28 protein-coding genes, 3 tRNA genes and 1 pseudogene are annotated in these 25,289 nt (G+C 43.5%); 9 read left to right on the top strand and 23 right to left on the bottom strand.

Features of this window, described 5'->3' with window-relative positions; genetic code table 11:
- Positions 1-37 precede the first annotated feature (37 nt).
- The 5 genes from BMX02_RS05285 to BMX02_RS05265 form a co-directional block, all read right to left on the bottom strand.
- Positions 38-337: a hypothetical protein gene (locus tag BMX02_RS05285; RefSeq protein ID WP_091689634.1), complete on the bottom strand. Its 300-nt coding sequence runs from the start codon at positions 335-337 to the stop codon at positions 38-40.
- Complete coding sequence (locus tag BMX02_RS05280) at positions 337-1,068, bottom strand: fumarylacetoacetate hydrolase family protein (RefSeq protein ID WP_091689633.1); 732 nt, start codon at positions 1,066-1,068, stop codon at positions 337-339. The genes BMX02_RS05285 and BMX02_RS05280 overlap by 1 nt, the downstream gene beginning before the upstream one ends.
- Positions 1,069-1,211: 143 nt before the next feature.
- Positions 1,212-2,111, bottom strand: a complete 900-nt coding sequence (locus BMX02_RS05275) for a mechanosensitive ion channel family protein (RefSeq protein WP_091689632.1) — start codon at positions 2,109-2,111, stop codon at positions 1,212-1,214.
- 125 nt (positions 2,112-2,236) lie between these two features.
- Entirely contained in the window at positions 2,237-2,653 is a 417-nt protein-coding gene (locus tag BMX02_RS05270; RefSeq protein ID WP_091689631.1) for a hypothetical protein, read from the bottom strand.
- 86 nt (positions 2,654-2,739) lie between these two features.
- Positions 2,740-3,075 carry a Rieske (2Fe-2S) protein gene (locus BMX02_RS05265; RefSeq protein WP_091689630.1) on the bottom strand — a complete coding sequence of 112 codons (336 nt, stop codon included), beginning with the start codon at positions 3,073-3,075 and terminating at the stop codon, positions 2,740-2,742.
- Between the two features lie 189 nt (positions 3,076-3,264).
- Here BMX02_RS05265 and msrB point away from each other — a divergent pair, with 189 nt between their 5' ends.
- Both msrB and msrA read left to right on the top strand, forming a co-directional pair.
- Positions 3,265-3,663: a peptide-methionine (R)-S-oxide reductase MsrB gene (gene msrB / locus BMX02_RS05260; RefSeq protein WP_091689629.1), complete on the top strand. Its 399-nt coding sequence runs from the start codon at positions 3,265-3,267 to the stop codon at positions 3,661-3,663.
- A gap of 32 nt (positions 3,664-3,695) precedes the next feature.
- Entirely contained in the window at positions 3,696-4,154 is a 459-nt protein-coding gene (msrA, locus tag BMX02_RS05255) for a peptide-methionine (S)-S-oxide reductase MsrA (protein WP_091689687.1), read from the top strand.
- A gap of 83 nt (positions 4,155-4,237) precedes the next feature.
- Here the strand turns inward: msrA and BMX02_RS11840 are convergent, their stop codons facing one another.
- Complete coding sequence (locus tag BMX02_RS11840) at positions 4,238-4,405, bottom strand: hypothetical protein (protein ID WP_167879254.1); 168 nt, start codon at positions 4,403-4,405, stop codon at positions 4,238-4,240.
- Between the two features lie 173 nt (positions 4,406-4,578).
- Here BMX02_RS11840 and BMX02_RS05250 point away from each other — a divergent pair, with 173 nt between their 5' ends.
- On the top strand, positions 4,579-4,905 hold the full coding sequence (locus tag BMX02_RS05250) for a DUF1801 domain-containing protein (protein ID WP_167879253.1): 327 nt from the start codon (positions 4,579-4,581) through the stop codon (positions 4,903-4,905).
- Between the two features lie 229 nt (positions 4,906-5,134).
- On the opposite strand, the gene BMX02_RS05245 is transcribed toward BMX02_RS05250, so the two are convergent.
- The 10 genes from BMX02_RS05245 to BMX02_RS05200 form a co-directional block, all read right to left on the bottom strand.
- A complete protein-coding gene (locus tag BMX02_RS05245) occupies positions 5,135-5,533 on the bottom strand; it encodes a hypothetical protein (protein ID WP_091689627.1) in 399 nt (132 codons plus the stop codon).
- Between the two features lie 102 nt (positions 5,534-5,635).
- Complete coding sequence (locus tag BMX02_RS05240) at positions 5,636-6,214, bottom strand: hypothetical protein (protein ID WP_135643939.1); 579 nt, start codon at positions 6,212-6,214, stop codon at positions 5,636-5,638.
- A gap of 527 nt (positions 6,215-6,741) precedes the next feature.
- A tRNA-Leu gene (locus BMX02_RS05235) sits at positions 6,742-6,826 on the bottom strand.
- 101 nt (positions 6,827-6,927) lie between these two features.
- Positions 6,928-8,283, bottom strand: a complete 1,356-nt coding sequence (locus tag BMX02_RS05230) for an MATE family efflux transporter (RefSeq protein WP_091689625.1) — start codon at positions 8,281-8,283, stop codon at positions 6,928-6,930.
- Positions 8,280-8,711 (bottom strand): MarR family winged helix-turn-helix transcriptional regulator, encoded by a 432-nt coding sequence (locus BMX02_RS05225; protein WP_091689624.1) that lies wholly within the window; start codon positions 8,709-8,711, stop codon positions 8,280-8,282. The genes BMX02_RS05230 and BMX02_RS05225 overlap by 4 nt, the downstream gene beginning before the upstream one ends.
- A gap of 126 nt (positions 8,712-8,837) precedes the next feature.
- Positions 8,838-8,908: transfer RNA gene (locus tag BMX02_RS05220), tRNA-Gly, on the bottom strand.
- A 100-nt stretch (positions 8,909-9,008) separates the two neighbouring features.
- The gene (gene uvrB, locus BMX02_RS05215) at positions 9,009-10,991 is read right to left on the bottom strand and encodes an excinuclease ABC subunit UvrB (RefSeq protein WP_210409155.1); all 1,983 of its coding nucleotides are present in this window, start codon (positions 10,989-10,991) and stop codon (positions 9,009-9,011) included.
- 131 nt (positions 10,992-11,122) lie between these two features.
- Positions 11,123-11,485: a TIGR00304 family membrane protein gene (locus BMX02_RS05210; RefSeq protein ID WP_091689622.1), complete on the bottom strand. Its 363-nt coding sequence runs from the start codon at positions 11,483-11,485 to the stop codon at positions 11,123-11,125.
- On the bottom strand, positions 11,482-11,727 hold the full coding sequence (locus BMX02_RS05205; RefSeq protein ID WP_091689621.1) for a TIGR00304 family membrane protein: 246 nt from the start codon (positions 11,725-11,727) through the stop codon (positions 11,482-11,484). The genes BMX02_RS05210 and BMX02_RS05205 overlap by 4 nt, the downstream gene beginning before the upstream one ends.
- Before the next feature lie 29 nt (positions 11,728-11,756).
- A complete protein-coding gene (locus BMX02_RS05200) occupies positions 11,757-12,641 on the bottom strand; it encodes a hypothetical protein (protein ID WP_091689620.1) in 885 nt (294 codons plus the stop codon).
- 581 nt (positions 12,642-13,222) lie between these two features.
- On the opposite strand from BMX02_RS05200, the gene BMX02_RS05195 reads away from it, so the two are divergent.
- From BMX02_RS05195 to BMX02_RS11595, 4 genes are all read left to right on the top strand, one after another.
- Positions 13,223-14,470, top strand: a complete 1,248-nt coding sequence (locus tag BMX02_RS05195) for a proteasome-activating nucleotidase (protein WP_091689619.1) — start codon at positions 13,223-13,225, stop codon at positions 14,468-14,470.
- Positions 14,471-14,556: 86 nt separating this feature from the next.
- A tRNA-Glu gene (locus BMX02_RS05190) sits at positions 14,557-14,634 on the top strand.
- 200 nt (positions 14,635-14,834) lie between these two features.
- Positions 14,835-15,101, top strand: coding sequence for a hypothetical protein (locus BMX02_RS05185; protein ID WP_091689618.1), 267 nt, complete (start codon positions 14,835-14,837; stop codon positions 15,099-15,101).
- Between the two features lie 71 nt (positions 15,102-15,172).
- Positions 15,173-15,436: a hypothetical protein gene (locus BMX02_RS11595; protein ID WP_135643936.1), complete on the top strand. Its 264-nt coding sequence runs from the start codon at positions 15,173-15,175 to the stop codon at positions 15,434-15,436.
- A gap of 126 nt (positions 15,437-15,562) precedes the next feature.
- Here BMX02_RS11595 and BMX02_RS11835 read toward each other — a convergent pair whose 3' ends face one another.
- The 7 genes and pseudogenes from BMX02_RS11835 to mtbC form a co-directional block, all read right to left on the bottom strand.
- Positions 15,563-15,715, bottom strand: coding sequence for a hypothetical protein (locus tag BMX02_RS11835; protein WP_167879252.1), 153 nt, complete (start codon positions 15,713-15,715; stop codon positions 15,563-15,565).
- A 212-nt stretch (positions 15,716-15,927) separates the two neighbouring features.
- Entirely contained in the window at positions 15,928-16,104 is a 177-nt protein-coding gene (locus BMX02_RS11830; protein ID WP_167879251.1) for a hypothetical protein, read from the bottom strand.
- 329 nt (positions 16,105-16,433) lie between these two features.
- Complete coding sequence (locus tag BMX02_RS05180; RefSeq protein ID WP_091689617.1) at positions 16,434-16,838, bottom strand: response regulator; 405 nt, start codon at positions 16,836-16,838, stop codon at positions 16,434-16,436.
- Positions 16,839-16,901: 63 nt separating this feature from the next.
- Positions 16,902-17,801, bottom strand: a complete 900-nt coding sequence (locus tag BMX02_RS05175; RefSeq protein ID WP_091689616.1) for a GAF domain-containing protein — start codon at positions 17,799-17,801, stop codon at positions 16,902-16,904.
- A 126-nt stretch (positions 17,802-17,927) separates the two neighbouring features.
- A complete protein-coding gene (locus tag BMX02_RS05170; RefSeq protein ID WP_091689615.1) occupies positions 17,928-19,430 on the bottom strand; it encodes an APC family permease in 1,503 nt (500 codons plus the stop codon).
- Positions 19,431-19,541: 111 nt separating this feature from the next.
- A pseudogene (gene mtbB, locus BMX02_RS05165) lies at positions 19,542-20,945 on the bottom strand ([dimethylamine--corrinoid protein] Co-methyltransferase).
- Positions 20,946-20,962: 17 nt separating this feature from the next.
- Complete coding sequence (mtbC, locus tag BMX02_RS05160; RefSeq protein WP_091689614.1) at positions 20,963-21,634, bottom strand: dimethylamine corrinoid protein MtbC; 672 nt, start codon at positions 21,632-21,634, stop codon at positions 20,963-20,965.
- A gap of 331 nt (positions 21,635-21,965) precedes the next feature.
- Here mtbC and BMX02_RS05155 point away from each other — a divergent pair, with 331 nt between their 5' ends.
- Both BMX02_RS05155 and BMX02_RS05150 read left to right on the top strand, forming a co-directional pair.
- Positions 21,966-22,754, top strand: a complete 789-nt coding sequence (locus BMX02_RS05155) for a helix-turn-helix transcriptional regulator (RefSeq protein ID WP_091689613.1) — start codon at positions 21,966-21,968, stop codon at positions 22,752-22,754.
- A 15-nt stretch (positions 22,755-22,769) separates the two neighbouring features.
- Positions 22,770-25,289, top strand: a complete 2,520-nt coding sequence (locus tag BMX02_RS05150; RefSeq protein WP_244624848.1) for a histidine kinase dimerization/phosphoacceptor domain -containing protein — start codon at positions 22,770-22,772, stop codon at positions 25,287-25,289.

The following is a 25,289-nucleotide window of genomic DNA, read 5'->3' as shown; positions in this document are numbered from 1 at the left end:
TCAAATAATAATGTATGAATTTAAAAACAGATGAATATCAGAGCCTGTCGCCCAGATCACTGATCTGATTCACCTTTTCCAGAATACCGCCTATATTCTCATTGAACTTTTCAACGAACTCTTCTGCCATATCCCCGGCCATTGCACCGTGTGAAGAAGGCTTGATCAGATGCTCCTGCTCCAGCACACGCAACGAATACCTGACCTTATGAGTTGGCATTCCAGTCTCTTCGGCCAACTTCAATATGCCGATAGGCCCTTTTTCAATTACCTTCTGGAGAACGATCAGATGTCTTTCAGTAAGTTCGAGTTCCCTGTTGATATGGTCAAATAGCATTATACTACCTCATTCATCAAAGTACCAATTCCTTCGATCTTAACTTCCACAATGTCCCCACGTTCCAGCTCACCTACTCCCGGCGGAGTGCCTGTAGCGATCACATCACCGACCTCAAGGGTCATGATCCCGGATATGAACTCGATCAGATGCGGAATATCAAATATCAGATTCGATGTGCTTGAACTCTGCCTGACCTCGCCGTTCACAAGACTACTAACAGTGACATCAGAAGGATCAAGTTCTTCTTTTGGAACAATGAACGGACCCAAAGGTGCAAATGTATCAAAGCTCTTGGAACGTGTCCACTGACCATCCTTTTGCTGCAGGTCACGAGCAGTCACATCATTAAAGCAGGTATAGCCTGCGATCACATCCATTGCATTCTCCGAGCTGATGTTCCTGCACCCCTTCCCGATAACAACAGCCAGTTCTGCCTCATAGTCCACACGCTGGCTCATGGCAGGATAGACGATCTTGTCACCTGACCCGATCACGGAGGAGGAAGGTTTCATGAATATCACGGGTTCTGTAGGGATCTCCATGTCAAGTTCAATAGCATGATCGACATAGTTCAGACCAATGCAGATTATCTTTGAAGGAGTTGCAGGAGGGAGTACAGCGAGCTCGGATAGCTCAAATGTCCTGCTTTCATGATCCATGGATGTAACGAGATCACCGTTGACATTACCATAGAAAACATCATCATCGTGTTTGAATCGACCTATCATAATTGCACATTCTTTATTCTGATTGTAGTTAAGAACAGAATTGTAGTATAAATTATTTGTCAAACATTCTTTCATGAACTGAAATCGGACAGCAGACCTGACTGAATATAACATTAAAAATAAATATATAAAATAAAACAAGGTTAAGCCACAGACTCGTGCTGCGACTCTTCAAGGTCCTTCTTGTAAACGATGGTCCTGTATGGGAATGGGATCTCTACGCCTTCAGCATCGAACCTTTTCTTAATGGCCTCTTTCAGTTCACAGCCGGTGTTAAATGCAACTGAGCGGTCATGAACCCACACATATAGTTTGAGATTCACTGCGAAATCACCCAATTCCGTGACCAGCACAGAGACCTCTTCACCCTTCTTTGCATATGAATGATAATTCAGGAGTTGCTCATAGCTCATGACCTTAGGGTGCTTCTTGGCCTCGGATATCATTATGCTACGTGCAAGATCAATATCTGAATCATAGCTTATACCAACCTCAACTGTCCAGTTGACAGTAGGATCATCAATTGACCAATTAATGATAGCTTCGTCACTGATGATATGATTCGGGATATTAAGCCTCCTGTTATCCCATGTCCGGATCTTCGTATATCCCAGAGTGATATCAGTTACACGGCCGTATTCCTCATGAATCGTCAGCAGGTCACCCACACGAAATGGCCTGAATGTCGCAAGGGCAATCCCTGCAATGATATTGGAAAGAGTGTTCTGGGCAGCCATACCGATAACAATACCTGCAAACCCTGCGCCTGCAAAAAGAGCTATCGAAAGATCGCGAAGGCTAGGAATACTGAAGATGATAACAATGAAACCGGAGAAATACACTATTGCCACTATGATACGTCTTACAAGACCATAAGTGGTTTCATCAATGTTCATTTTCTTGCTGGCCAGCACAAAATATGCTTTTAGCAGCCGATCTATTAGCTTAGCAAACAGGAAGGTCAATATTACGACCAGGAAAACAAAAGAAATGACCGCAACATCCCATGAGAGCCAGGAAGGAATCATATCCAGAACATCCATAGAACATCATTAGGCACAGATGATATACATATTTGACTATTGTCAGGAGACAGTATAAGCTAAAGGTCACTTATTCAACCCGGAACTTGGACCCTGAATTAAAGATCCGGCACTTAAACAAGTACTTACATCCGACTATAGAAGTAGAACAAAGCAAAAAGCACAGTGACACCAAGGACCAGAAAACTGATGGTAAAGACCAGAAGTGTCCTTTGGAGCCTTTTCTCTTCCTCCGTCAGTGGGCGGATGTTATTTTTATATTTCTTTTCAAGTATAGATCCTATAGCACTTCCAAAGCCCATTCCAAATGCAGGGCCGAGGGCAATACCAAGTCCGATATTCCCGGTTAAAATGCCTGCGCCAAGACCCAATGGCACACCAAGCAGGAGACCAAGAGCAATTCCTTTTCCAAGCCAGTAGCCTTTAGGATACATGACCGAACTTTGGCCATCATCAGCGCTTTTCTTTACTCCAATGCTCAGGATCATACCAACAAGTAATATTACAACAGCAATGAATCCCAATACGATCAGAAGTGCCATGGATACATGATAGGTACTACCTGATATAAGGATTTACGGTAGTGATCCGGCATCAGGAACTGTACCGGAATTGATCTAATATGACCTTATATTTTTACGTAGACCTTGCCATCCTCTACTTTGAGCTCGTATGCTTTCTGGTCACCACATTTACCTGAAAGCGACTCAACTAAAAAACCTGCACCCCTTTTGACCTTGCCGGATGTCACGTCATAGCGGCACCGGTGAACCGGGCATATGACAAGGTTATCCCTGAGCCTTCCTTTGACCAATTTGCCGCCCATGTGGTTGCAGATGGCATCAAGACCATAGAACTCCCCTTTCAGGTTGATCACCAGAACCTCATTGTTTCCGGAGGTGAAACTTCTCATTTCCCCTTCCGGCACATCAGCTGTACTGCATAATTCGACATATTCCGCCATGCTTGATTACCCCATTAATTATTTGTGGCATCGGTATAAGAACATTCCCTCTTTCCAAATGCAGATATTACTTTTAATGTATTTATATAATGATAAATTGTACCACAGTAGCCGTAATTATTACATAAAGTACTTATCTTCAAGACCCAATTTTGATACATTACTTTTTCTGCTAAAGGGGGTTTTAGCATAATAGAGAAAATAGAGAGGTCAGAAGAGGAGTGGAAAAAGCTGCTGACGCCTGAACAGTATGCTATCCTAAGAGAAAAGAGAACGGAAATGCCGTTTACAGGAAAGCTGTTGCCTAATAAGAAAAAAGGAACCTATAGCTGTGCCGCCTGTGGCCAGATGATATTCGCATCAGATAAGAAGTTCGACTCACAATCTGGCTGGCCAAGCTTTTACGATGTGATCTCCAGTGACAGTGTGGAACTTGTCACTGATGATAGCCACTTCATGCACAGGATAGAAGCGCTTTGCCCCAGTTGTGGAAGCCATCTGGGCCATGTTTTTGATGACGGACCAGAACCCACAGGGAAGCGCTATTGTATAAATTCTGCATCCCTGCGGTTCGGGGAAGATGAATGAAAAACACAGAAGGACAATGGTGAGCAACAATGATGGAAAAAGCCACATTTGCAGCCGGATGCTTCTGGGGAGTCGAGGACAAGTTCAGCAGGGTAAGGGGAGTAACATCAACAAAAGTAGGTTACACCGGCGGTTCAATGGGAGATCCCGGATACTATGATGTAGCCACAGGAAAGACTGGACATGCAGAATCCATAGAGATCATTTTCGATCCGGAGATAATTTCATACGAAGAACTGCTGGAAGTGTTCTGGAGCATACATGATCCCACCACAAAGGACAAACAGGGACCTGACATTGGCACACAGTACAGGTCTGCGATCTTTTACCATGATGAGAAGCAAAAAAAAGCTGCTCTGAACTCAAAGAAAGAACAGGAAGACAGCAAGAGATATGGCAGCAGTATCAAGACCGAGATCGTTCCGGCTTCTGTATTTTATCCTGCAGAAGAATATCACCAGAAGTACTTCGAAAAGCTGAGATCAAGATAATTTATTTTCAAAAAAGAAAATGGGAAATAATGAAAAGCCGATGAAATAAAGGAGTTTCCGGATCACCGGAACTTTACCTTACTTCAAAAGAGATTGATATAAGATGCAAGTCTGAGGAAGGCCATCAGAGCAATGGACACGGTAAGCGTGGCAATGAATGCTCCGTTGCCATCAATGTTAAGTCCTCTAGTTGTCCATTCAAGGATGTTGTCTTCGTCTTCCATCGTGGAACCTTCGTAGTATGTGTCCATTTATTCTTTCCTCCTGGTTTTATGATCAATGATTGATTATCACGATTAATCATTGTACACAACTATAATGATTAATCATTTATTAATGTTTCTATTGCAGACCTAAGTATATAATCCCACACCCCATATTATGATCAGGTCAAGCTGTTATGAAAACAGGGAGGCGGGGAAACGTGAACAGTAAAATACAGGCATATATCAAAAAGCAAAGATCACCACAAAGAGAAATCGTTGAAAAACTAAGAGAGATAATTCTGAGGACATATCCTGATATGAAGGAAGAGTTCAAAATGGGTGTTCCCTGGTATGAAGGGAAGTACTATCTTGTTGCTCTCAAAGACCATGTGAATATAGGTTTTTCAATTGAGGGTTTGTCAGAAGACGAGATGAAACTCTTTGAAGGTACAGGAAAAACAATGAAGCATATCAAGGTATATTCCCTGAAAGGGATAAACGAAGAAGAGATCGTAAAGTTGCTGAAAGTAGTAAAGAATGAATGAGATGAGAATAAAAAAGAAGGAACTGAGCAAACAGGAATCAGGTCGTTGGAAATATAATAGATATGTTTATGTAAAACATCAGTCTAAATTTCTACCATGAATAAACTGGCCACATCTGGCGTCTTGCAGACTACAACATCTGGCACGTCATCTGGCCGATGATATATTACTGATGACATCACCTGACAAGATCAATGCTGATATCTGCACTCCGGGCTCCTGCCTGACCTCAGGACAAGATCCTGTTGGCAAGCCAGGGAGATATTGCTGTTACAATTAGCACGAGTAACCAGATGCGTCCTTCGAGAAAGTTGTAATCATGTAGCAGGTGTTCCCATGAGTGACCTATGACAAAATGTCCGAAGAGGAATTCAAAGGATATTGTCAGGAACAACCACATCAGGCCTACATAAATGAACTGGACAGGTGTTCCCGAAACATCGGAATATTTCAGGAAAACGTAGGTTACCACAAATATGACCGTGCTGAAGATCACTGAACTTATCTGGTGGGCAAGAAGTTCCCCCGTATAAGGCGCATAAAAACCTCTTGAGATGCCATTGATTATGGCAAGAAAAACGAACAGCATCCAAACACCAAGGGAATACAGGTAAAGATTCTGAATCATAGTAATAATTTTGATCACTCTAGATAAAAACATATTCTTGTTTTCAAAAAAAGATCAGCTCATTGGAGGCTTCAATGAGCTGAAAATGATCAATGATCGGAATCAGCTGATCAGCGCATAGAGCTTCATCACCACAGGCATTATTGCAAGAGATATTTTTGTTGTCATACTTGCACGATCGGAAGTCTCAATGATGATCATACCACTATCGTATGCTTCCGTAAAGGTTGCTCCGGGAGATTCAGAATCCAGGATCGCCCTTGCTGTATCCTCGTTTGTTGTCACAACGAGTGTTTCAGCAAACTCCACACCATTCCAATAGTGTTGTTCATCCAGCTCGCTCCATTTACCGAAATTGGCTACGGAAGCATCACCATCTGTGATCGCTACCATCTTCATACTGACACCACTTTCCGTAACGAACGGACCTTCGCTGAGAACCAGTTCAAATGCAGGACCTTTTGCCTCTATAGTTTCATTTTCAGATTCATTCTCATTCATGTAAATAACAAGAATGACATGTTGGTCTGAAAATATAGATTGCAGGGTCCCGGGAACCTGATCAATTTTCTCATTGTATTCATCTACTGCATCATTCAGATCATCGAACATATCTGCACTCGCAGGCGTCATTAAAAACACAGCTACAAGCACCATTGAAATAATTAATCTTAATTTCATTTATAGCACCCCAATTTATAATTAGTAAGTAAGTAGATTTGAAGTTTACCCTTTTAAAGTCATCCAGCAAACAGCAGACCCGATATATGTATTAAATTCAGGAATGAATCAGACCCCATTCAAATGAATACAGTAAAAACATAGATTATAAAACTGAATTGATTGAATGCCTGGATATCAACATCTCTGAAAAAATTAAAGAATGGGCAATAAGAACCTTAAAATATACATTGATAATGAAAGAGATACGATTTAAATAAAACTTATTTAACCTAAAACTTTTATTATTCGATATAAATATATAGTGAGAAGCACTATATGGAGTGTCAGGGTATGACAGGGTTGGGAACCTAATCCGATGAGTGGGGGCTCATCTTTCCCTTTTTTATGATTGGTTTTTGAATATTGGAAATGAAAGAAGAAAATTCCCGTTCTGTTGATAACAATTACATACATTAACTTTAAGCAGACGTAGAAAATTTTAACAAAGTGGTGAACACAGATCATTAAATTCATCAAAATAAGAGTGCGGGAGGTGCGATTCGAACGCACGAACTCCTACGAGACAGGGTCCTAAGCCCTGCGCCTTTGACCTGGCTGGGCAACCCCCGCAAAAAGAAACAATCTGTAAACTCATTTTTTGTATTTAATCTTATGCAATGGGTGCGATACAGCCTATTTTCTACACAAGCGCATCGCAACCCGTAAAGTTGTCAATTGACAGATTCAGCCGGAGGGTGTTTGAGGAATCTTAATTCCTTCAGGAACATTATCGCTACGACCGAGAACATAAGATACTGGCCTATAGGAGCTGCCATCCATATACCTGTAAGGCCATAGTATCGCGGAAGGGTGAACAGTAAGGGGAGAATGAAGATGAAGATCTTCCCGAACTGGATGAACAATGACGGCTTTATCTTGTTCACTGACTGGTAATAGACCGCTGAGGAGATTATGATGCCTTCAACGACAATGCCGAACATGAATATCCTCATACCTTCGACCGCGGTTACCAGCAATTCCGGATCGTTGCGATTGAAAAGCTGGATAACCGTTTCCGGAAACATGTATAGTAGAGTGAAACCTGAAAGACCTACAAATAGACATGACAGCATCGCCATCCTGATCGCACTATAGACGCGGGCGTAGAGCTTTGCACCGTAGTTAAAACCGATTATTGGCTGGACACCGGCTGAAATGCCCTCGAATATCATGTAAAATATTGAGAATGAATATTCGATCACACCGTAAGAAGATACTGCAACTTCAGAACCGTATTTCAGGAGCATATAGTTATAGCTCAACACAAGCACTGCGAGAGATATCTGCATGACGAATGCCGGAAAACCGGCCTTTGCGATACCCGCAATTATCTTCGGATCAGGGCTGATATCGGAAAGATGAAGCCTCAACTTTGCATGTCTGCTGAAGAAGTATAATGTGAATACCACAGCAGAAACCGCAAAAGCGATCAGTGTAGCAATGGCCGCACCCTGCATCCCCATTCCCCACCGCATAACGAAAAGATAGTCAAGCACAATATTTGTCACTGCACCTACTGCCATCATCTTCATAGCAAACGCTGGCCTGCCGTCATTCCGGACCAGAGGATCAAAACCAATTCCCGCGATGAAGAAGATCGAACCCATTAGCATAATACTGAGATAGTCATTCGCCATACTGAAAACAATTCCAGTAGCACCAACCAGAGTCAGCAACGGTTCAGTGAAGAACATACCTATAATAGCAAAGAAAGCGCCTGCCACAACGATCATCGGCAGCAGGTCAGAAGCGATCCTGTGAGCACGCATCCTGCCACCCTTCCCAAGTTCGAGCGCTACAAGTGCAGCACAACCCGTGCCCAGCATCATGCCTGTTGCCATCATAGCAATGAGTAAAGGATATACAAGGGTCACTGATGTGAGTCCAAGAGTACCAACAACATTACCGATGAAATATCCATCAATGATTATCTGGATACCACCAATAATGAATCCCACTACTGCCGGAAGCGTGAACTTCCTGAACAACTTACCTACACTCTCAATTGCTAATTCATCATCACTCATTTCCCACGTTCCCCTTCAAGATTGGAAGTTATCTTTTCCCACAATCCTGCAAAGACCTCGAACTCATTGTCATCAAGGATCTCCGCGATCTTTCCAAAGAACAGATCATCAGCAGACCTGCCCAGTTCGATCACTTCGTTCCCTTCTACAGAGAGGATCAACTTGCAGACACGTTTATCGCTGACCGAGCGTTCGGTCTCCAGCAGACCCATATCAACAAGCTTTCTCACCATAGTACTTGCAGAAGGTTTCTTCACATCCATTGCAGATGCGAGTTCCGATATTGTGGGGTTGGAGAGTGATCGGACCACCATGAGATAAGAGAAAGAACTAAAACTCACATCGGCATACTTCTCAAGCTTTTCGTTTTTCGTAAGGATCTTCTGGTAGTACTTATCGACCTTTTCAAACGAAAGTTGTGCAGGCATAATGGTTAGTTAGGCTAACTAATATTTAACTACGACGGAAAGTCATCCAGTAAGAATGAACAAACAGAAATAAACAAACATAACAGACACTAACGTAACTGGACAATTAAAACAAAAAAAGAGAGATGCGCCGACCGGGATTTGAACCCGGGTTTAGGGCTTGGAAGGCCCCAGTCATGCCACTAGACCATCAGCGCACTTGCATCCCCTAACTTGCATTTTTAGAATATAACCTTTTCGCCCAAACTTAGTGGCAGGATAAATGTATTGCTTTAGTCACAATACGTGCAATCGCCTTTATAAAGAATATGTGCTGCGAAGCTCCTTGATCTGATCCCTTAGTGCTGCTGCCTTCTCAAATTCCAGATTTGCCGCTGCTGAATGCATCTCTGCCTCAAGGTCAATGATCATATCGGCAAGCTCCATGTCGGAAAGGTCCTCTGCAACCTCCAGGACCTCGGACTTCACTTCCTCGTATTCTGCTTCTACAAGCTCTTTCTGTAAAGCCTTCCTGATGGTCTGCGGGATTATGTTATGTTCCTCGTTATACGCAAGTTGCATCTCACGCCTGCGGCCGGATTCCTTCAGGGCACCTGCCATGGAACCGGTCATATTGTCAGCATACAGTATTACATACCCTTCCGCATTCCTGGACGCTCTACCGATCGTCTGTATCAGCGACCTCTCTGAACGCAGGAATCCTTCCTTGTCCGCATCAAGGATCGCAACAAAAGCAACCTCAGGAATGTCAAGACCTTCCCTCAAAAGATTAATACCGACAAGAACATCGAACTCGCCTTTCCTCAGGTCGCGGATGGTCTCCGCCCTCATGAGAGTATCAATATCCGAATGCATGTACCGCACCCGGATCCCCATTTCCAGCAAATAGTCGGTCAGGTCTTCAGCCATACGCTTGGTAAGGGTTGTCACAAGGGTGCGCCAGCCGCGGTCCGTGACCTTGTTGACCTCCCCGATAAGATCGTCGATCTGGTTCTCCACAGGGCGCACGAATACTTCAGGGTCCACAAGCCCTGTCGGCCTGATGATCTGCTCCACAACTGCGCCGCTTATCTCCAGCTCATAGTCCGCAGGAGTGGCTGACACGTATATTGCCTGATTTATCCTCTGGTGGAACTCATTGTATTTCAAAGGTCTATTATCAAAAGCAGAAGGTAAACGAAAACCATAGTTGACCAGTGATTCCTTCCTGGCACGGTCACCATTATGCATCCCTCTTATCTGCGGGATGGTCACATGGGATTCATCGATGACCAGAAGGAAATCATCAGGGAAGAATTCAAGCAAAGAGGACGGAGGATCACCCGGACTCCTGCCATCGAAATGACGGGAATAGTTCTCGATACCGCTGCAGTATCCCAGTTCACGGATCATCTCCATATCGAATTTCGTACGCTGCAACAGCCTCTGGGCTTCAAGTATCCGGTTCTCCGACTCAAGCTTTGCGATCTGATCCTCAAGCTCTTCTTCAATAGAGTCCAATGCAAGCACCATCTCTTCCTGAGGCATTACAAAATGCTTTGCGGGATATATGACAATGCTGTTGTCATCCTTCACAACACCGAGCGTCTTGCCGGTCAGAGGATCAAAGGAGGATATCCTATCAATCTCATCCCCGAACAATTCGATACGGATACCATGCTTCTCCTGTGCAGGGAACACTTCCACAGTATCCCCTTTTGAACGGAACGTACCTTTGGCATAGTCCATTTCGTTGCGCTCATACTGAATGTTGATGAGACGTGCGAACAACTCGTTCCTTTCGATATGTTCACCAGGTCTTAGCACAACAGACATCTCCCTCCATTCTTCAGGGGAACCGATGTTGTAAATACTTGAAACACTGGAAATAACAATAACATCCCTGCGTTCTATCAGGGATTTTGTGGCTGAAAGCCTCAACCTGTCGATCTCCTCGTTCACAGAGGAATCCTTTTCGATGTAAGTATCGGTAGTCGGAAGATAAGCTTCAGGCTGGTAGTAATCATAATAGCTGACAAAATATTCCACGGCATTATCAGGGAAGAACTCCCTGAACTCCGAGAATAACTGAGCTGCCAGGGTTTTGTTATGAGCAATTACAAGCGTAGGCTTCTGTACTTTCTGAATAACATTTGCAACTGTGAATGTCTTACCGGACCCGGTCACACCCAACAATACCTGATGTTTTAATCCCTTGTCCAGACCTTCTACCAGCTTTCTGATAGCTTCTGGCTGGTCGCCTTTTGGCTCATATTCAGATACAAGCTTAAAACTGCTCATCACTCTGTAATATGTCTGTGAATATCTATAAACGTATGTGTGCGACACTTTGACCCTATTCACAATACAACATGAGGTGAACACGTAATTACATGTTTACAACATTTCGTCTACAGTATCCATCTGCAAGATCAGCGAAACAGTACGAACCATAGCAACATCAGAATGATAGCAAGGATAATAGCGATCTCTAAGCTTTTCCTGTCGCTGCCAAAGATTATAGAAATCTGACCTATCATAACCACACCACCGCCTTTCACAAAGGATCGACTGTCAGTATCTGTCCGAACCTCACCAAAGTATTCAGGACGAATACCTGCATCGTAATCTGATCTGTCGTCACGTTGTTGATACTGCAGATCCTTTTGATACTGTTGGTCTTGTTGATCCTGTCCGACAGAGCCACCTGACAGTTTTCGGGAACCAGACAATGTGAAAAGATACCCCAGAATGATCAGCACGATTCCCGTTACGACTATAATAACACCGATCATGATCTTCGCCTCCACATGAGAACATAGATCAGGGCAATAAGAAGTCCGACCCACATCATGGTGCTGGTAGCCTCTGAAGATGAGCCAAATGCGGTAGGTATCGGACCTATCATCACAAAACCCCCGAAGTCACCTTTTCCTGCGGAGGTAATAGCAGTCACCATCATACCTGTAAAAACAAGGAAAAGGCCGAGAACAATTAACAGAAAACCAAGTTGAAGATCATCATTTGCCGACCTCATAGGAAACAATTTGCCCAGATCAATAAAAGTTATACCCTCTGCATCTGCCAGACAGGAGCATATCCCTGCGGTGCTGCCTGGGCAGCAACCTCTTCCCTGTCACCGATGTAGAGATATTCACGCTGTGTGCGGTTACCACGGCGTTCCAGAAGGTTCTTGCGATACATACGGGAGAGATATGTAGAAACTGTGCTTAGCTTGATCTCACCGTAAACACGCTCATAGTTCTGCTGGATCTGTTGTGAAGTGGACCATTCACGAGGATGCTCGTACTTCAGGAAAAGCTCAAGCCTTTCATTGATCGTAAGCTTTGAATTACTTACCTTGTCGCGAAGTGGTACGTTCGATACAGCATTGTTGTTAACCTGTGGAACCTGTTGTTCCGTCATAGCACCCTGAACTGGACGAACAGGAGCAAAGTTACCAGAAGATACAGTCGCTTGCTGCGGTTGTACTGGTTGTTGATAACAAACCGGCTGGTTCACCACAGGATTCACAGTCGGATTAACTGTTTGCTGGTTCACAGGCACGTAGTACTGCGGGTACTGTTGAGCTTGTTGAACCGGCATCTGCACAGGCTGGCAATAAGGCTGTGCTTGTTGTGGAACTGGCATCACAGATACAGGATAGTATTGTGGTGGTACAACCTGTGGAGGTTGTGAAACAACAGTTTCCGGAGTTGACGCGGAAGTTTGTTGTGAAAACAGTTGCTGAACGTTTTGTTCAGATTGCAGATAGGAGGATGAAGAACCGGTCGAACGAGGTTGCGCCTCTTCTAATGTATCAATAAACTTGATAACCCGTTCTTTTACGTTCTCACCAGCAAATTCAATACTGGTGTTTTCTTTTCCTTCGTCATCGATTATTTCGAGCCGAATCTTCATCTTCTGCGCCTCTGCAGCGTATCCATCCATCCCCTCAGATCGGTGGATTCACAAACCATCCATCCCCTCAGATAATGGCTCAGCTTTTATGTGAATACAGTTTCATGCAATCGATTTGTACTGCGATAGTACAATTGCTTTGAACTGCAATACATCCATTATACTTAATGATATATAAAAGTTGGCATTAAAATATAAGTCATTATATGTATTATACTAAATTAAAGGTTTTAAAATACTTATTTTCAAAAATAGGCATATAAAAACGCTTTAAAAAACATCCACATTACTTGTCTAAAAACAAGAAAATCCGGAATCACAACATATTCTAGGGAATACTCCAGTGGAAGTAAGGGGGTTTGTTTTCATACATTTTTTGCTGAGATTATCTACCTAAAAGTAAAATAAAAAGTTATTAAGCCACCATAAGATAAAATAAAAATTATTAATGATTATTAACTACATAAAATGCATAAAAATACTTTAAATTAAAAATAAAGTCGTAAAAACAAATAAAAATAGATCCAGACGCGATCCGAACACCTGCCGCACAAAGCATTATTGCCCCAGTCAGTTGCTTTTATATTACATGATGTTTATAAGGACGAAACATGACCGACGTAAGTGCAGGATCATCAACGGGAAATGATGTGTCGGATATGAATACCGACAAAGTAACCCGCGAAGCAGAAAAAGTTGAAGACATGGACGTCCAGTCGATACTCAACGAGAATGAGGTCCTGAAGGTCCAGAACGAAACTATGAAAGCAAAGCTCCTTGAAGCCAATATGATGGCTAACAAGTACCTTTCAGAGATCGAAAAACTGAAGGAGCAATTGGACCACCTCACCACACCACCACTGTTCATTGCTAGTGTCATGGAGATAGAAGACGACATGGTGCTTCTGAGACAGCATGGCAACAACCAGGAGGTTATGACAAGGGTGCCGCCAGGGATGCAGGGCATCATTGAACCAGGCATGCGCGTGAGTATTAACGCAGCGTTTTCCATCATATCCACGATCAGTAAGGCAGCAGACGTACGTGCCCAGGTCATGGAACTTATCAATTCCCCAGGCATCGACTACGACATGATCGGTGGCCTTGACGATGTCCTCAAGGAAGTCATCGAATCAGTTGAACTTCCACTGACAGAACCGGAACTTTTCGAGAACATCGGAATAGAACCTCCAAGCGGAGTTCTCCTGTACGGAAATCCGGGAACAGGTAAGACCCTGATAGCAAAGGCGGTTGCATCAAGAGCAAATGCCACATTCATCCGCATGTCAGGTTCAGACCTCGTGCAGAAGTTCATCGGAGAGGGCGCAAGACTTGTTAAGGACGTGTTCCAGCTTGCAAGGGAAAAGTCCCCATCAATACTGTTCATCGACGAGATAGATGCAGTCGGAGGCATGCGTACCCACGACGGCACAACAGGTTCTGCAGAAGTGAACCGCACAATGTTGCAACTTCTGGCAGAGATGGACGGATTCGACCCCAGCGGCAATGTAAAGATAATGGCAGCAACTAACAGGATCGACCTGCTTGACCCCGCACTCCTGCGTCCTGGCAGGTTCGACCGTATAATCGAAGTGCCGCTGCCTGACGAGAAAGCAAGGGAAGAGATCCTGAAGATCCACACAAGGAAAATGACCCTCGAAGAAGGTCTCGATCTCGCCAAGATCGCAAACATGACCGACGGCCTGAGTGGTGCTGACCTGAATGTAATAGTCAAGGAAGCAGGCATGTTCGTCCTGAGAAGAAGAGGCGACATGATCACCATGAAAGATCTCCTCGACGCATTCGAAAAGGTCGTATCAGAAGAAGAAGTAAACGTACCAGCCGGAATGTTCGCTTAAAGCGAACTTCCAACTACCTTTTTAGACGATAAGTATAAATATAATTGATTGCTTTTAGGGGATGCTAAAACGCACTAAAACCGTGTGCTCCGATAGTGTAGCACGGCCAATCATTCAGGACTCTCACTCCTGTGACTGGGGTTCGAATCCCCATCGGAGCACCACTAACTTTTTTATAATCCCACTCTTTTTGGACTTAATGTATATAGAGATAAATCTATTTTTAATATGATTTCCCACTTCATGAGATCAGTTTGTCCTGTAGATCAGATCCAGAGATTTCTGACAGCAAAAATATATTAAGCACACAACTATAACATTTACCAAAAAACGTATTAAAACAACATGACCAAAGAGAGATACAATGGACCAAAAGCAAATAACACAGCTACCCTTAGCAGGAACGCTGATCGGCGCATTAATTGCATATTTACTAAGACCGGAAGCCCCACAAATAGGCCAGCTCCCATTCGGCGTAGTCATGACAAGGGGAGCAGATCTAAGCGGCTTAGACGAGATGTTGATACCAATAGCAGAAGCATCATTTAACTACACGGTAGCAGGTGCAATAATAGGTGCGATAATAGGTACAATAGTATTCTGGGTCATGAGCAATAAAATGAAGAAATAATGAACCTTATATGACCCCTTGCAGACTTATGGCAGGAGCTTATACCACTTGTTGCATTCAGCTATTTTAAAGTGAACTTAAGACTAAGGAAAAGAAGGGATGTTGCCTGCTTCTTTGTCTTTGCAGCCTTCCTAAACAACCTCAGAGGTGCCTCATGGGACTCATATATGCTGGCGATCAATGGAATTATCCCTTATGAGGAACTCTTTCTGGCCTTTGAAGGATGGTTTACGGAAAACGTGATAGCTACGATCATGATAGTTCCATTTTTACTAAGATGCGTCACCCCATACATCCAGCAAACAGAATCCTATGTGGAAAGCTACTGGAAATAAGATATTTGTACTGGATATTAGCCCCACCGGAATACTACTTACCTCTTTTTGCAGCACCTTAACCAAAGAGCAATGTGCACATATTACTGTATATTGCAATAACCTAAATTTTGATAATGAGAAAAGTTATTCGCCATCAACTACTTTCCGATACTCCAACTCACATGCATACAAACACGCTGCCAGCCTCTTGTCTTTCAGATCGTTCACAGTATCCTTTAGCCCAAGCTTTGAACATTCTTCATAGACCTTACAGACATCACAACAATTAGTACTCACAGGGCAACCTCCAGGAACAGATCTTTGGACATATCAATGAAGGATATAACTTAAATTCTGCGTTCGGCCAGGGAAGGTCAGGTTATCAGAACGGAAAAACAAAGCGAATAAAACAGGGAATAAATGCAAGTATATGATCATTAAAAGCAAAAGATACGATGGAGTAGGCTTGGCCCTCCATACGTCAGCATATGGAGGAAGGTGCCCCACCATCAAAGACTTGACAGGAAGGACACTTTGCTCAGTGCAAAGACGACGAAAGAACCAACTGCAACATCCTGAAGGTTTAGAGGGATCATTCCACCAGGATTTGTAAGTACATAAATGACCAGTGTTGCTATTCCTGCAAATGCAAAAGCTCCAATAATAACATCTTCTATTTCTACCATTTTTTATCACGCTCAATGAGGGGGCTAAGCATGCGACAGAGGTTGAGAAGTCAACCGGTATCGTATATACACAAACCGCGACTCGTTTTGTTATTTAGAAGTGTTTTTTCCTAAAAGATGATGTTGTATATATAGATTCCGATATGTTGTTAGGACAATACCTTTAAAGACTAAAAAAAAGTAGACGCAAACGGTGAATAACCGTTTGGGGGAAAATACAATAAAATCGAATTGCACCCCTCATATGTGCAAAAAATAATAAATTGTGCAAAAAATAAAGAACATATGTGGAAAAGGAAAGAGAAGGCACTATTCAACCTGAACAAAATTCAGGCTAGAACGTTGACTTCTCCTGCTCCATCCACGGAGTTGTAAAACACAGAATGAACAATATTTCCCAGATCTTCATCCATAAAGGGCTTCGTCAGATAACCCTGATGACCTACCAGGCTTGCCCTCTCACGGGTAGCCTTAGAAGAATCTGCGGTAATGAACACTATCGGTATGTTATATGACTCACGTATCTTCATAGCGGTTTCGATGCCATCCATCCCACCCTTTAACCTTATATCCATAAGAATAAGATCAGGATGGATCGCACTCACCAAGGAAATGGCATCTTTGCCCTTTGAAGCAAAACCAGCTACAGAATAACCCATCTTCTCAAGTTTCAACTTTATCATCATACCGACGATCAATTCATCTTCAACAACGACTATCTTTTTGTTTTTCATAGTAATTATCCGGATAATCCCAAAAAGGACTGTTCTCGTACCCATACCCCAATATACTTTCATTCATGCCGTACTGTAATGCACACTATCACTCATTACGGACATTGTCATATTACTGATCATAAGACCGGCTAACGACTTGATCACATCAAGACTGTCACGATCATTTTCAGGAATAATGAATTCAGAAGATGATGACGCGATCAATAATCCTACAAAGTGGTGTTCATGATGGATAGGAATAATGGCAGTACCCTGCAATCCTTCATCCTGCATCCGAGCACCCGTAATGAAAGGATATATCTCAGAATAATGCTTGTATATAGGGAAGCCTTTCTTTGCAAAGTTTATCTGACCGGAATCAGCACCAAAATATGAGACACTGTTCACAAAGTCACTTGAAAGACCCTTATGGTTCACAAGTACCAGCCCCCCGGTAACCTCGTCAACCACATATAAAGCACAAATATCTATAGCATCGAGCTGAGTAGTCAGCTCAAGAAGGACATTCATGGATTCCTCCAGATTTACAGGCCAGCTGAGATCACTGCCCAGCTCATCCTGAATGAACATAAAATCATCACGTTTTTTCTCATCATTGATATCAACGATCTTCGCCTTCAGGCATTGCATGCGACCATCCTCATCATAGATGATCTGTGTCTTCTCACGAACCCACCTGACATCACCATCTGCCTTCATTATCCTGTATTCCTGCATGAGATCGACTTCAGAACTATCAGAGTACTTCAGAAGGGCCTTTCTAACCATTTCAAGATCAGCAGGATGAATTATATCTTCATATGACAGGCCGCCAAACAGAAAATCATCGGGTTCATAACCAAAAAAGGATACATTATCTGATACGAACTCAAGTGGCCAGCCATATTCAGACCTCCACACGAATACCACCTCGGGCATTTCATCTTGAAGATCCGGTAAATTAAAAGTTCCTTTCATCATAGCACCCACCCCTGTTCAGAAGATTAATTGAATTTTAAATAAGAATTCTAAGTTTTTTCATCTAAAAAGATAGCAGTCCCCGGAGATCTCCGGGAACCTTTCAACAGATAGAGGAGTTGTTTCCTATCACTTCTTCTTTGAAATTGCTGATACCATACTTACAGCAGCGATCTTATCAACATGAGCCTCGTGCTGTGAGTAGAACCACATTGGGATATAGAGACCAAGCACACCTATTCCGATAACGGTTGAGAACCAGCTACCTTCAACACTGTTAAGGTAGATCACACCGACCAGACAGAGTGGGAGGTTGAAGAGACCGAACAACAGAGCAACGTTCTTCCATCCGGTTGGTGCCTTGAATGGCCTGTCAAGACCAGCAAGGTGTGGGTCTCTCTTTGCCTTTACGTATGCGAAAAGGCTGATACCGTTAGCACAAACATATCCGATTGCTGATGCAGCAAGGATAGCTGATGGAGTACCCATTGAGATCAGGATCAGGTTGAAGACACCGATAATGACCATTGCGAGTACAGGAGTACCATGTGCATTTGTTTTCTTGAAGAGCTTAGGAAGGTTTCCTTCTGTTGCCATTGAATGCATTGCCCTTGATGCACCAAGGTATGCAGTCTGGATGATCAAGACCATTGCTGCAATGAGCATGACAATAGCGACAGTTGAACCGACATCACCGAGTGCTGCCTGTGCAAGCGGAAGCATTGGATCAATTGGTGCAGCGGCAATACCATCGATACCAAGTACACCAGTAATGGTCATCTGTACAAGGATGTAAGCCACCAGACAGATAGCACCACAGGAGAACAATGCCTTTGGTACATCAGAGCCAGGTTTCTTATATTCCGGACCATAGATAGCTGCAGTTTCCCATGCGCAAGCACTCCACTGGGCCATTGCAAAGATACCGAGCAGGATCAGGATATGATGGAAATCCCATGCCCAGTCAGTTGGTAACCAGGTACTGGTGATGTTAGACATTGCAAAGTCACCGGTTGCATAAGGGGCCAGTGTAATAATTGCCATTGGAATAAGTGAGAAAGCTGCAAGGATGTAACCTACAAGCGCACCACTTGAAAGACCACGGTAGTTAACAAGTATCAATCCACCGAATATCACAATACCTGCCCCCAATGAAAGCTGATACTGGCTGAAAGAGGCTGCCAGTGAAGGGAACAGGCTGTGGAGATAGAAACCCACAAGAATTGCGAAGATAGCAAGTACAGGGTTCCATGCGAACCAGTAACTCCATGCACTGAATCCACCGATCAGTTTACCCTTGTCATACTTTCCTACGTGCTCAGGCGACTTGAAAACGTTCTGGGCGAATCCGGGCAGACCGGATGCGTTAGGGAAAGTTGTTGCAAGTTCACCATAAGCGAGGTTCTGCATAAATCCCTGGAAAACAGAGAGACCCCATACAATAATAGCAAATGACCATAGATAACTAGCAAAATAACCAATCGATGGCAAGATCAATAAAGGTACACCAATAGCAATAGCCAATCCCTGTTTCCAATCGATCGATCTTTCGAGCGTACCGGCTTCACAGACAACCTTTGCGCATTGCTCCGCATGGTGCCAGTCTACGCCGGATGCTTTTTCTTCAGACATATTCCATCACACTCCTTTTAATAATGATTCCTTATAACAATAAAGAAAAATACCGAAATTGACCTGACATATGTCAGGTCATATCGGCATAAATACGGTTTAACTTACAGTTTAACCTGTAATTTCCCTGAACTTGTCACAGCAGTTGATGTCAATACCGAGAAGCTTCTCGATGTTCATCTTAGCTGCAATACCCTTTGCACAGCCAGGAACTGATGTGATCACACCAATGTCGAGCTCTTCCCTGAGTTCCCTCATGACATACTCGTCGGAGAGATCTGCAGTTGAAACGCCGAGCTTCTTTGCAACGAAGTCCTTTGCTTCCCCGATTCTCATGTTCTTGTCAAACTGCATCCTTGCAACAAGGTCACCAGCTGCCCTGATACCGGTCATACCGGAAGCCATGATGTGTGCAATTGGCATACCCATTGGGTCACCAACACCGATCTATATACCGTCGACGCCTGCGATCTCGACCATTGCCTTGCTTGCCCTGGTTACTGCATCGATTGGTGGGGTCTCAAGCATTGGGATACCACCGACACCCATTCCCATATCGACATGACATGGAATTGTTGATGCCTCAACAGCTGCCTTCATGAAGGTAACTGAACGACCAAGGTTCCATGCGGATGTCCTACTGGTATTGGTGTTACATACAGGACCGAATACGTTTGCTCCTGCCTTTGCTATAAGTGGTGCCTGCTGGTGTGGCCACAGACCTGCAAGTACTGTACCATCGTACTCAAGCTCTCCGTGCATACCGAGAACGAGTTCTCCTGCCATACCTGCTTCAATGTAGATTCCAGGGAATTCTTTCCTCAATGCTTCGATAGAATTAAGGGATGCATACATGTCACCGTCACCGGCTGCACCGATGGTATCGAAGTTGACACCGTCACAACCAACATGCTGGAGCCTCTGCATGATCCAGACCATGTCACGGATACCATGCTCTGCTGCATGGAAAATAGAGTCCTGTGCTTCGGAGATCTTGAATGCTTTCATAAGATCACCAGGGTTCTCGAATGGACCATCAGGAGTGTAGTACAGACCCATGTTTGGCATTGCACCATAGAGCATAGGAATGATCATGTTCTGCTGGCAAACTTCCATTGTCTGGCATTCCTGTGAGATAACAGGCTTTACAGGCTTGTAACTGTAGTCGATGTGACCGAGTTCCATTGTGTCTGCACCAAATGCACGCTCGTGCATCATTGAACCAACAAGTCTGCTTGAAGGAATACCTACACCACTGTTACCCTGGTCACCATCGATCCTGATAGCACCGATATCGTGGGTTACAGGAACTTCCATGCCTGGTTCGACACCAACGATCCTGCCAGGAGATATGATGATATCAAGCATCTTGTCCATCTGGTCTTCAGTAAGTGCTGGGATGTCACCAAGATCTGCTGCATCTGCACTACCTGCTTCGATATCAGCCCGGATGTCTTCCTTTGTCATGAAGATCTTCTGACCGTCACCCATTCTTAAGAAATATTCTGTTGCCATTTTTACAACCCCATTAATTAAAGAAGTAATTCCTTTGCTTTGACTACAGCTTCACTTGCATTTTCTGCATAGCAATCTGCACCGATCTTCTTTGCCCATGCATCTGTTGCTGGAGCGCCGCCGACCATGACCTTGACCTTGTCTCTGAGACCGTTCTCCTTGAGAAGTTCAACGACTTCCTTCTGGCCCTGAAGTGTTGTTGTCATAAGTGCGGAGAGACCGACCATGTCAGCATCGGTTTCCTTGATCTTGTCAATAAAATTCTGGAGAGGTACATCCCTACCAATGTCGTGAACTTCAAACCCTGCAGCCTGAAGCATTGTTGATACAATTGCTTTACCAATGTCGTGTACGTCACCCTCGACAGTACCATTGACAATTACACCGAGCTTTGCAGAGGCTCCACTGCCTGCCATCTCATCTTCCAATTCTGCGACGCCTGTAGACATTGCATCTGCTGCCATCATAACGTGTGGAAGGAAGAGTTTTCCCCTTTCGAAGAGAACACCAACTTCGTTCATACCTGCTGCAAGACCCTTATCAATGATCTCTACTGCCGGGACCTTACCCTTTGCCTTTGCTACTGCAGCTAATACTTCATCTTTTTTGCAGGACACTACCGCATCGGATAGCTCTTTGAATAATTCCTCGTTTGTCGTGTTACAACCTCCATTAAAGTCGTGGAATATTTACCACATGATTATGGTAGCAGGATTTGATCCTCACCACCATAGAATGAAAAACCAGAATCATATATAGCATAATTTGCTTTGGAAGTTTGACTGATACTGGAAATGGAAATACCCATGGGAAATGACCATAGTCATTGGATATTCAAACGGCATGAGAATTTCCAACGGCTTTAGTTTATATATAAATTAAAAACAGTTCAGGAATAATCAACACCATGAACCGGATTATTCAAAAAGAAGAACAGAATTATGCCATAAAGCCCGTTCTTCCCGAAGAACAACCGAAAGAATCATTAAGGTTAATACTGGATTTTATAGAGGAGTCTCGATGAAATCCTCATTAAGTGATACAATATGGCTTTCTGAAAAAAGGAAAAACCTTCTTTTACTGCTCGTTGAGGGATCAAGGAATATCGACCAGATAAAGACGTCCCTGAATGTCACGTCAAAGGCAATGATGCCCCAGATAAAGATACTGAAAGAGCAGGACATGATCATCCAGAATGAAAGCGATGCGTATGAACTTTCTGATGTTGGCAGGATAATAGTCAGGAACATGAGCCCGTTATTGAAGACGCTCGAAGTAATAGAGGAGAACAGGGAGTACTGGGCTACCCGCGACCTTTCAGCAATACCGGAACCTCTTGCGTACAGGCTGGGCGAATTGGGACAATGCATGCTGATAGAACCTGACCTGAACCACATGTTCGACCTCCCTGTCGAATTTACAGAGAACCTGACAAGGTCAGAAGATGTGAAGATGTTTGCATCATATTTTCACCCATTATACCCGGAACTATTTTCAGAAATCATTGAAAAGGGTATTAAGTTCGAACTCATCCTTACGGACTCTGTCCTCAATCGAATGAAGAATGATTGCCTTGACCATCTTAAACTGCTCGCATCATCCGATAATACGGAACTTCATGTATGTGACGATAGTATCAAACTGACGACCATATCTGTCACAGAACGGTTTACTTACATATGCCTCTTCAACAAGGATGGCAGATACGACCACCGGAAGATCATGAGCTTTGATGATAGTGCACGCATTTGGGGTGAAGAATTGTTCTCATATTACCAGGAACGATCCCGCCAGTTGAAAGATATCTAATAAGGAAGATCCAATATGGCTTTGAGAAAAATAGAATGGAAAAACGTACCCCTCAGGTCCAAATTGATCCTCTTCATTGTGATAGGTGTCCTGCTGGTACTAGTCACATCAACTGCTGTCATCATATCCACTGTTACCAACCAGGAAGTTGACCTGGCCTACGAACAATCCATAGAAAAGTCCAGAGGTTACGCGAACCAGTTTGATGTTGACATGCGAAAGAACCATGCAATAGGTCAGACGATCGCAAATTCTCTGGCAGCATATGAAACTGCTGACAGGGATGAGGTCAATGATATATTGAAGGAATTAGCGGTCAAGAACCCGGACCTCCTTGGAACATATGTTTGTTATGAACCAAATGCCTTTGATGGCAATGACAGGACTTTTGTAAATGCACCGGGACATGATTCCACGGGAAGGTTCATCCCATACTGGAACAGGATCAGCGGTGATCTTCAACTTGATCCACTACTCAATTATGATACTTCCGATTACTACCAGTTACCAAAGAAACTGAAGGAAGAACAGATCATTGATCCTTACTTCTATGAAGGGGTTTTCATAGTAAGTTACGTGACCCCCATAATAAAGGACGGGGAATTTATCGGTATTGGAGGTGTGGATGTATCCCTTACATACCTTGATGAAGTGGTAAGCGAAGTAAAGGCATTCGATACAGGGTATGCGTTCATGACAGGAAATACAGGCATCCTCGTCTCACAACCCGAACAGAAAGACTGGATCGGTTACAAAACACTCTATGATTTCAATGTCCCGGAAATAACCGCCATGGCAGATGATATCAAAGGAGGAGAGGGGGGATATATAGATACTATCGACCCTACCACAGGAAAAGAAGTAGTGATGTTCTATGAACCGATCAAGACCGGTGATTTTTCATTTATACTTGTGGTTCCGAAAGAGGAGATGCTTGCAGGTGTTGTTGAGCTTCGTAATAACCTCATCGTGATATCCGCCATATCCATTATATTCATGACAGGACTTGCCGCCCTTATTGCAGGCTTTGTCACAAGACCTATCAGTGAGATCGTAGCCAGTTTTAAGGATGTCTCCGATGCAGCGGTGGGAGGGAAAATATATGCCCGAGCTGACACCGATGTGGATATCGATTTCAAAGACATACCATCGGGTTTGAACGAGATCCTTGATGCCTTCACAAAACCCATGGCTGAAACCATGCACGTAGCCAACGGTCTTGCAAAAGGAGAACTTGAAACCCGTGTAACTCCCGGTCTCAAAGGTGACTTCAAAGATCTGGGTGACACCCTTGACAGATTTGCTGAAAAGCTCAATAACATTATTGATGAATCCAATTCAGTGCTGATGGCTTTCCAGAAAGAAGATTTTACACAAAAAATAAGTATCAAAGGAGAAGGTGACTTCAGGATACTCACTGATGGTATTGAAGAAACAAGGCAAGCCCTATACAAGATCACTACTGAACAGAAAAAAGCCAAACAGGAACTAATAAAGTATGCAGAAGAGCTTGAGCACTCCAACCAGATGAAAGAAGAGATGGAGCGGGTCGTCGAGAACAGTCCTGTTGTCGTATTTAAATGGAGAGCAGAAAAGGGATGGCCTATTGAGTTCGTATCAAAGAATATATCACAGTTTGGTTACTCACTTGAAGATTTTGCATCTGGTAAAGTAAAGTATGGAGATATTGTCCACCCACAGGACCTTCCAAGAGTTGAAGCCGAACTACAAAAAAAATGTGACGAAGGTTACAATCAGTTCAACATCGAATACCGGATCCTGACCAAATACGGTACTGTCCTCTGGGCAGATGAGAGGACATTCATACGTCGTGATGAAGATGGGAACGTGAACTACCTGCAAGGAATCATTGTAAACATCGACGAAAGAAAGCGTGCGGAGGAGGCTCTTATAAAGATAGAGGATATTCGCAAGAAAGAGATCCATCACCGTATAAAAAATAACCTGCAGGTCATATCCACATTATTATACCTGGAATCTGATAAATTCAAGGATAAAAAGGTAAAGGAAGCTTTCAGGGATAGTCAGGACAGGGTCAGAACAATGGCACTTGTGCATGAAAAACTATACCAGTCAGAGGATATGGAAAGCATTGACTTTGCAGACTATACTAAGAATCTAATTAATTACCTGTCACAATCATACGTTGTCGGCAACCGTGATATAAAGATAGACCTGAAAGTGGAAGATATTTTCCTGAACATGGATACAGCAGTGCCACTTGGGATCATTATCAACGAACTTGTTTCGAACTCACTTAAGTATGCCTTCGAGGATAAAAAGGACAAGGGTACTATATCGGTAGACATAAAGCATGCTGGAGACAACTTCACACTAACTGTCTGCGACAACGGATGTGGAATACCTGAAGATATTGACTTCAGAGAGACCGAATCCCTTGGACTTCAGCTTGTGACGAACCTCGTCGAGCAGATCGATGGAACGATCACGCTTGACAAAGAGAAGGGAACAAAGTTCATAATACAATTCACAGAAGAAAAATATGAAATATGA

The organism is Methanococcoides vulcani, assembly GCF_900111645.1.
GTDB lineage: Archaea > Halobacteriota > Methanosarcinia > Methanosarcinales > Methanosarcinaceae > Methanococcoides > Methanococcoides vulcani.
This window is presented reverse-complemented; position numbering and strand designations above follow the sequence as displayed.

Bases quoted from the DNA above. Each gene is read 5' to 3' on its own strand.
- BMX02_RS05195 (WP_091689619.1), top strand. From the start codon at position 13,223: ATGACCGACGTAAGTGCAGGATCATCAACGGGAAATGATGTGTCGGAT.
- BMX02_RS05285 (WP_091689634.1), bottom strand. From the start codon at position 337: ATGCTATTTGACCATATCAACAGGGAACTCGAACTTACTGAAAGACAT.
- BMX02_RS05275 (WP_091689632.1), bottom strand. From the start codon at position 2,111: ATGGATGTTCTGGATATGATTCCTTCCTGGCTCTCATGGGATGTTGCG.
- BMX02_RS11830 (WP_167879251.1), bottom strand. From the start codon at position 16,104: ATGGTAGAAATAGAAGATGTTATTATTGGAGCTTTTGCATTTGCAGGA.
- BMX02_RS05240 (WP_135643939.1), bottom strand. From the start codon at position 6,214: ATGAAATTAAGATTAATTATTTCAATGGTGCTTGTAGCTGTGTTTTTA.
- BMX02_RS05185 (WP_091689618.1), top strand. From the start codon at position 14,835: ATGGACCAAAAGCAAATAACACAGCTACCCTTAGCAGGAACGCTGATC.
- BMX02_RS05150 (WP_244624848.1), top strand. From the start codon at position 22,770: ATGGCTTTGAGAAAAATAGAATGGAAAAACGTACCCCTCAGGTCCAAA.
- BMX02_RS05210 (WP_091689622.1), bottom strand. From the start codon at position 11,485: ATGATCGGTGTTATTATAGTCGTAACGGGAATCGTGCTGATCATTCTG.
- BMX02_RS05230 (WP_091689625.1), bottom strand. From the start codon at position 8,283: ATGAGTGATGATGAATTAGCAATTGAGAGTGTAGGTAAGTTGTTCAGG.
- BMX02_RS05205 (WP_091689621.1), bottom strand. From the start codon at position 11,727: ATGAGGTCGGCAAATGATGATCTTCAACTTGGTTTTCTGTTAATTGTT.
- BMX02_RS05170 (WP_091689615.1), bottom strand. From the start codon at position 19,430: ATGTCTGAAGAAAAAGCATCCGGCGTAGACTGGCACCATGCGGAGCAA.
- BMX02_RS05265 (WP_091689630.1), bottom strand. From the start codon at position 3,075: ATGGCGGAATATGTCGAATTATGCAGTACAGCTGATGTGCCGGAAGGG.
- BMX02_RS05225 (WP_091689624.1), bottom strand. From the start codon at position 8,711: ATGCCTGCACAACTTTCGTTTGAAAAGGTCGATAAGTACTACCAGAAG.
- BMX02_RS11840 (WP_167879254.1), bottom strand. From the start codon at position 4,405: ATGGACACATACTACGAAGGTTCCACGATGGAAGACGAAGACAACATC.
- msrA (WP_091689687.1), top strand. From the start codon at position 3,696: ATGGAAAAAGCCACATTTGCAGCCGGATGCTTCTGGGGAGTCGAGGAC.
- uvrB (WP_210409155.1), bottom strand. From the start codon at position 10,991: ATGAGCAGTTTTAAGCTTGTATCTGAATATGAGCCAAAAGGCGACCAG.
- BMX02_RS05180 (WP_091689617.1), bottom strand. From the start codon at position 16,838: ATGAAAAACAAAAAGATAGTCGTTGTTGAAGATGAATTGATCGTCGGT.
- BMX02_RS05280 (WP_091689633.1), bottom strand. From the start codon at position 1,068: ATGATAGGTCGATTCAAACACGATGATGATGTTTTCTATGGTAATGTC.
- BMX02_RS05245 (WP_091689627.1), bottom strand. From the start codon at position 5,533: ATGATTCAGAATCTTTACCTGTATTCCCTTGGTGTTTGGATGCTGTTC.
- BMX02_RS05200 (WP_091689620.1), bottom strand. From the start codon at position 12,641: ATGGATGGATACGCTGCAGAGGCGCAGAAGATGAAGATTCGGCTCGAA.
- BMX02_RS05175 (WP_091689616.1), bottom strand. From the start codon at position 17,801: ATGATGAAAGGAACTTTTAATTTACCGGATCTTCAAGATGAAATGCCC.
- BMX02_RS05270 (WP_091689631.1), bottom strand. From the start codon at position 2,653: ATGGCACTTCTGATCGTATTGGGATTCATTGCTGTTGTAATATTACTT.
- BMX02_RS05155 (WP_091689613.1), top strand. From the start codon at position 21,966: ATGAAATCCTCATTAAGTGATACAATATGGCTTTCTGAAAAAAGGAAA.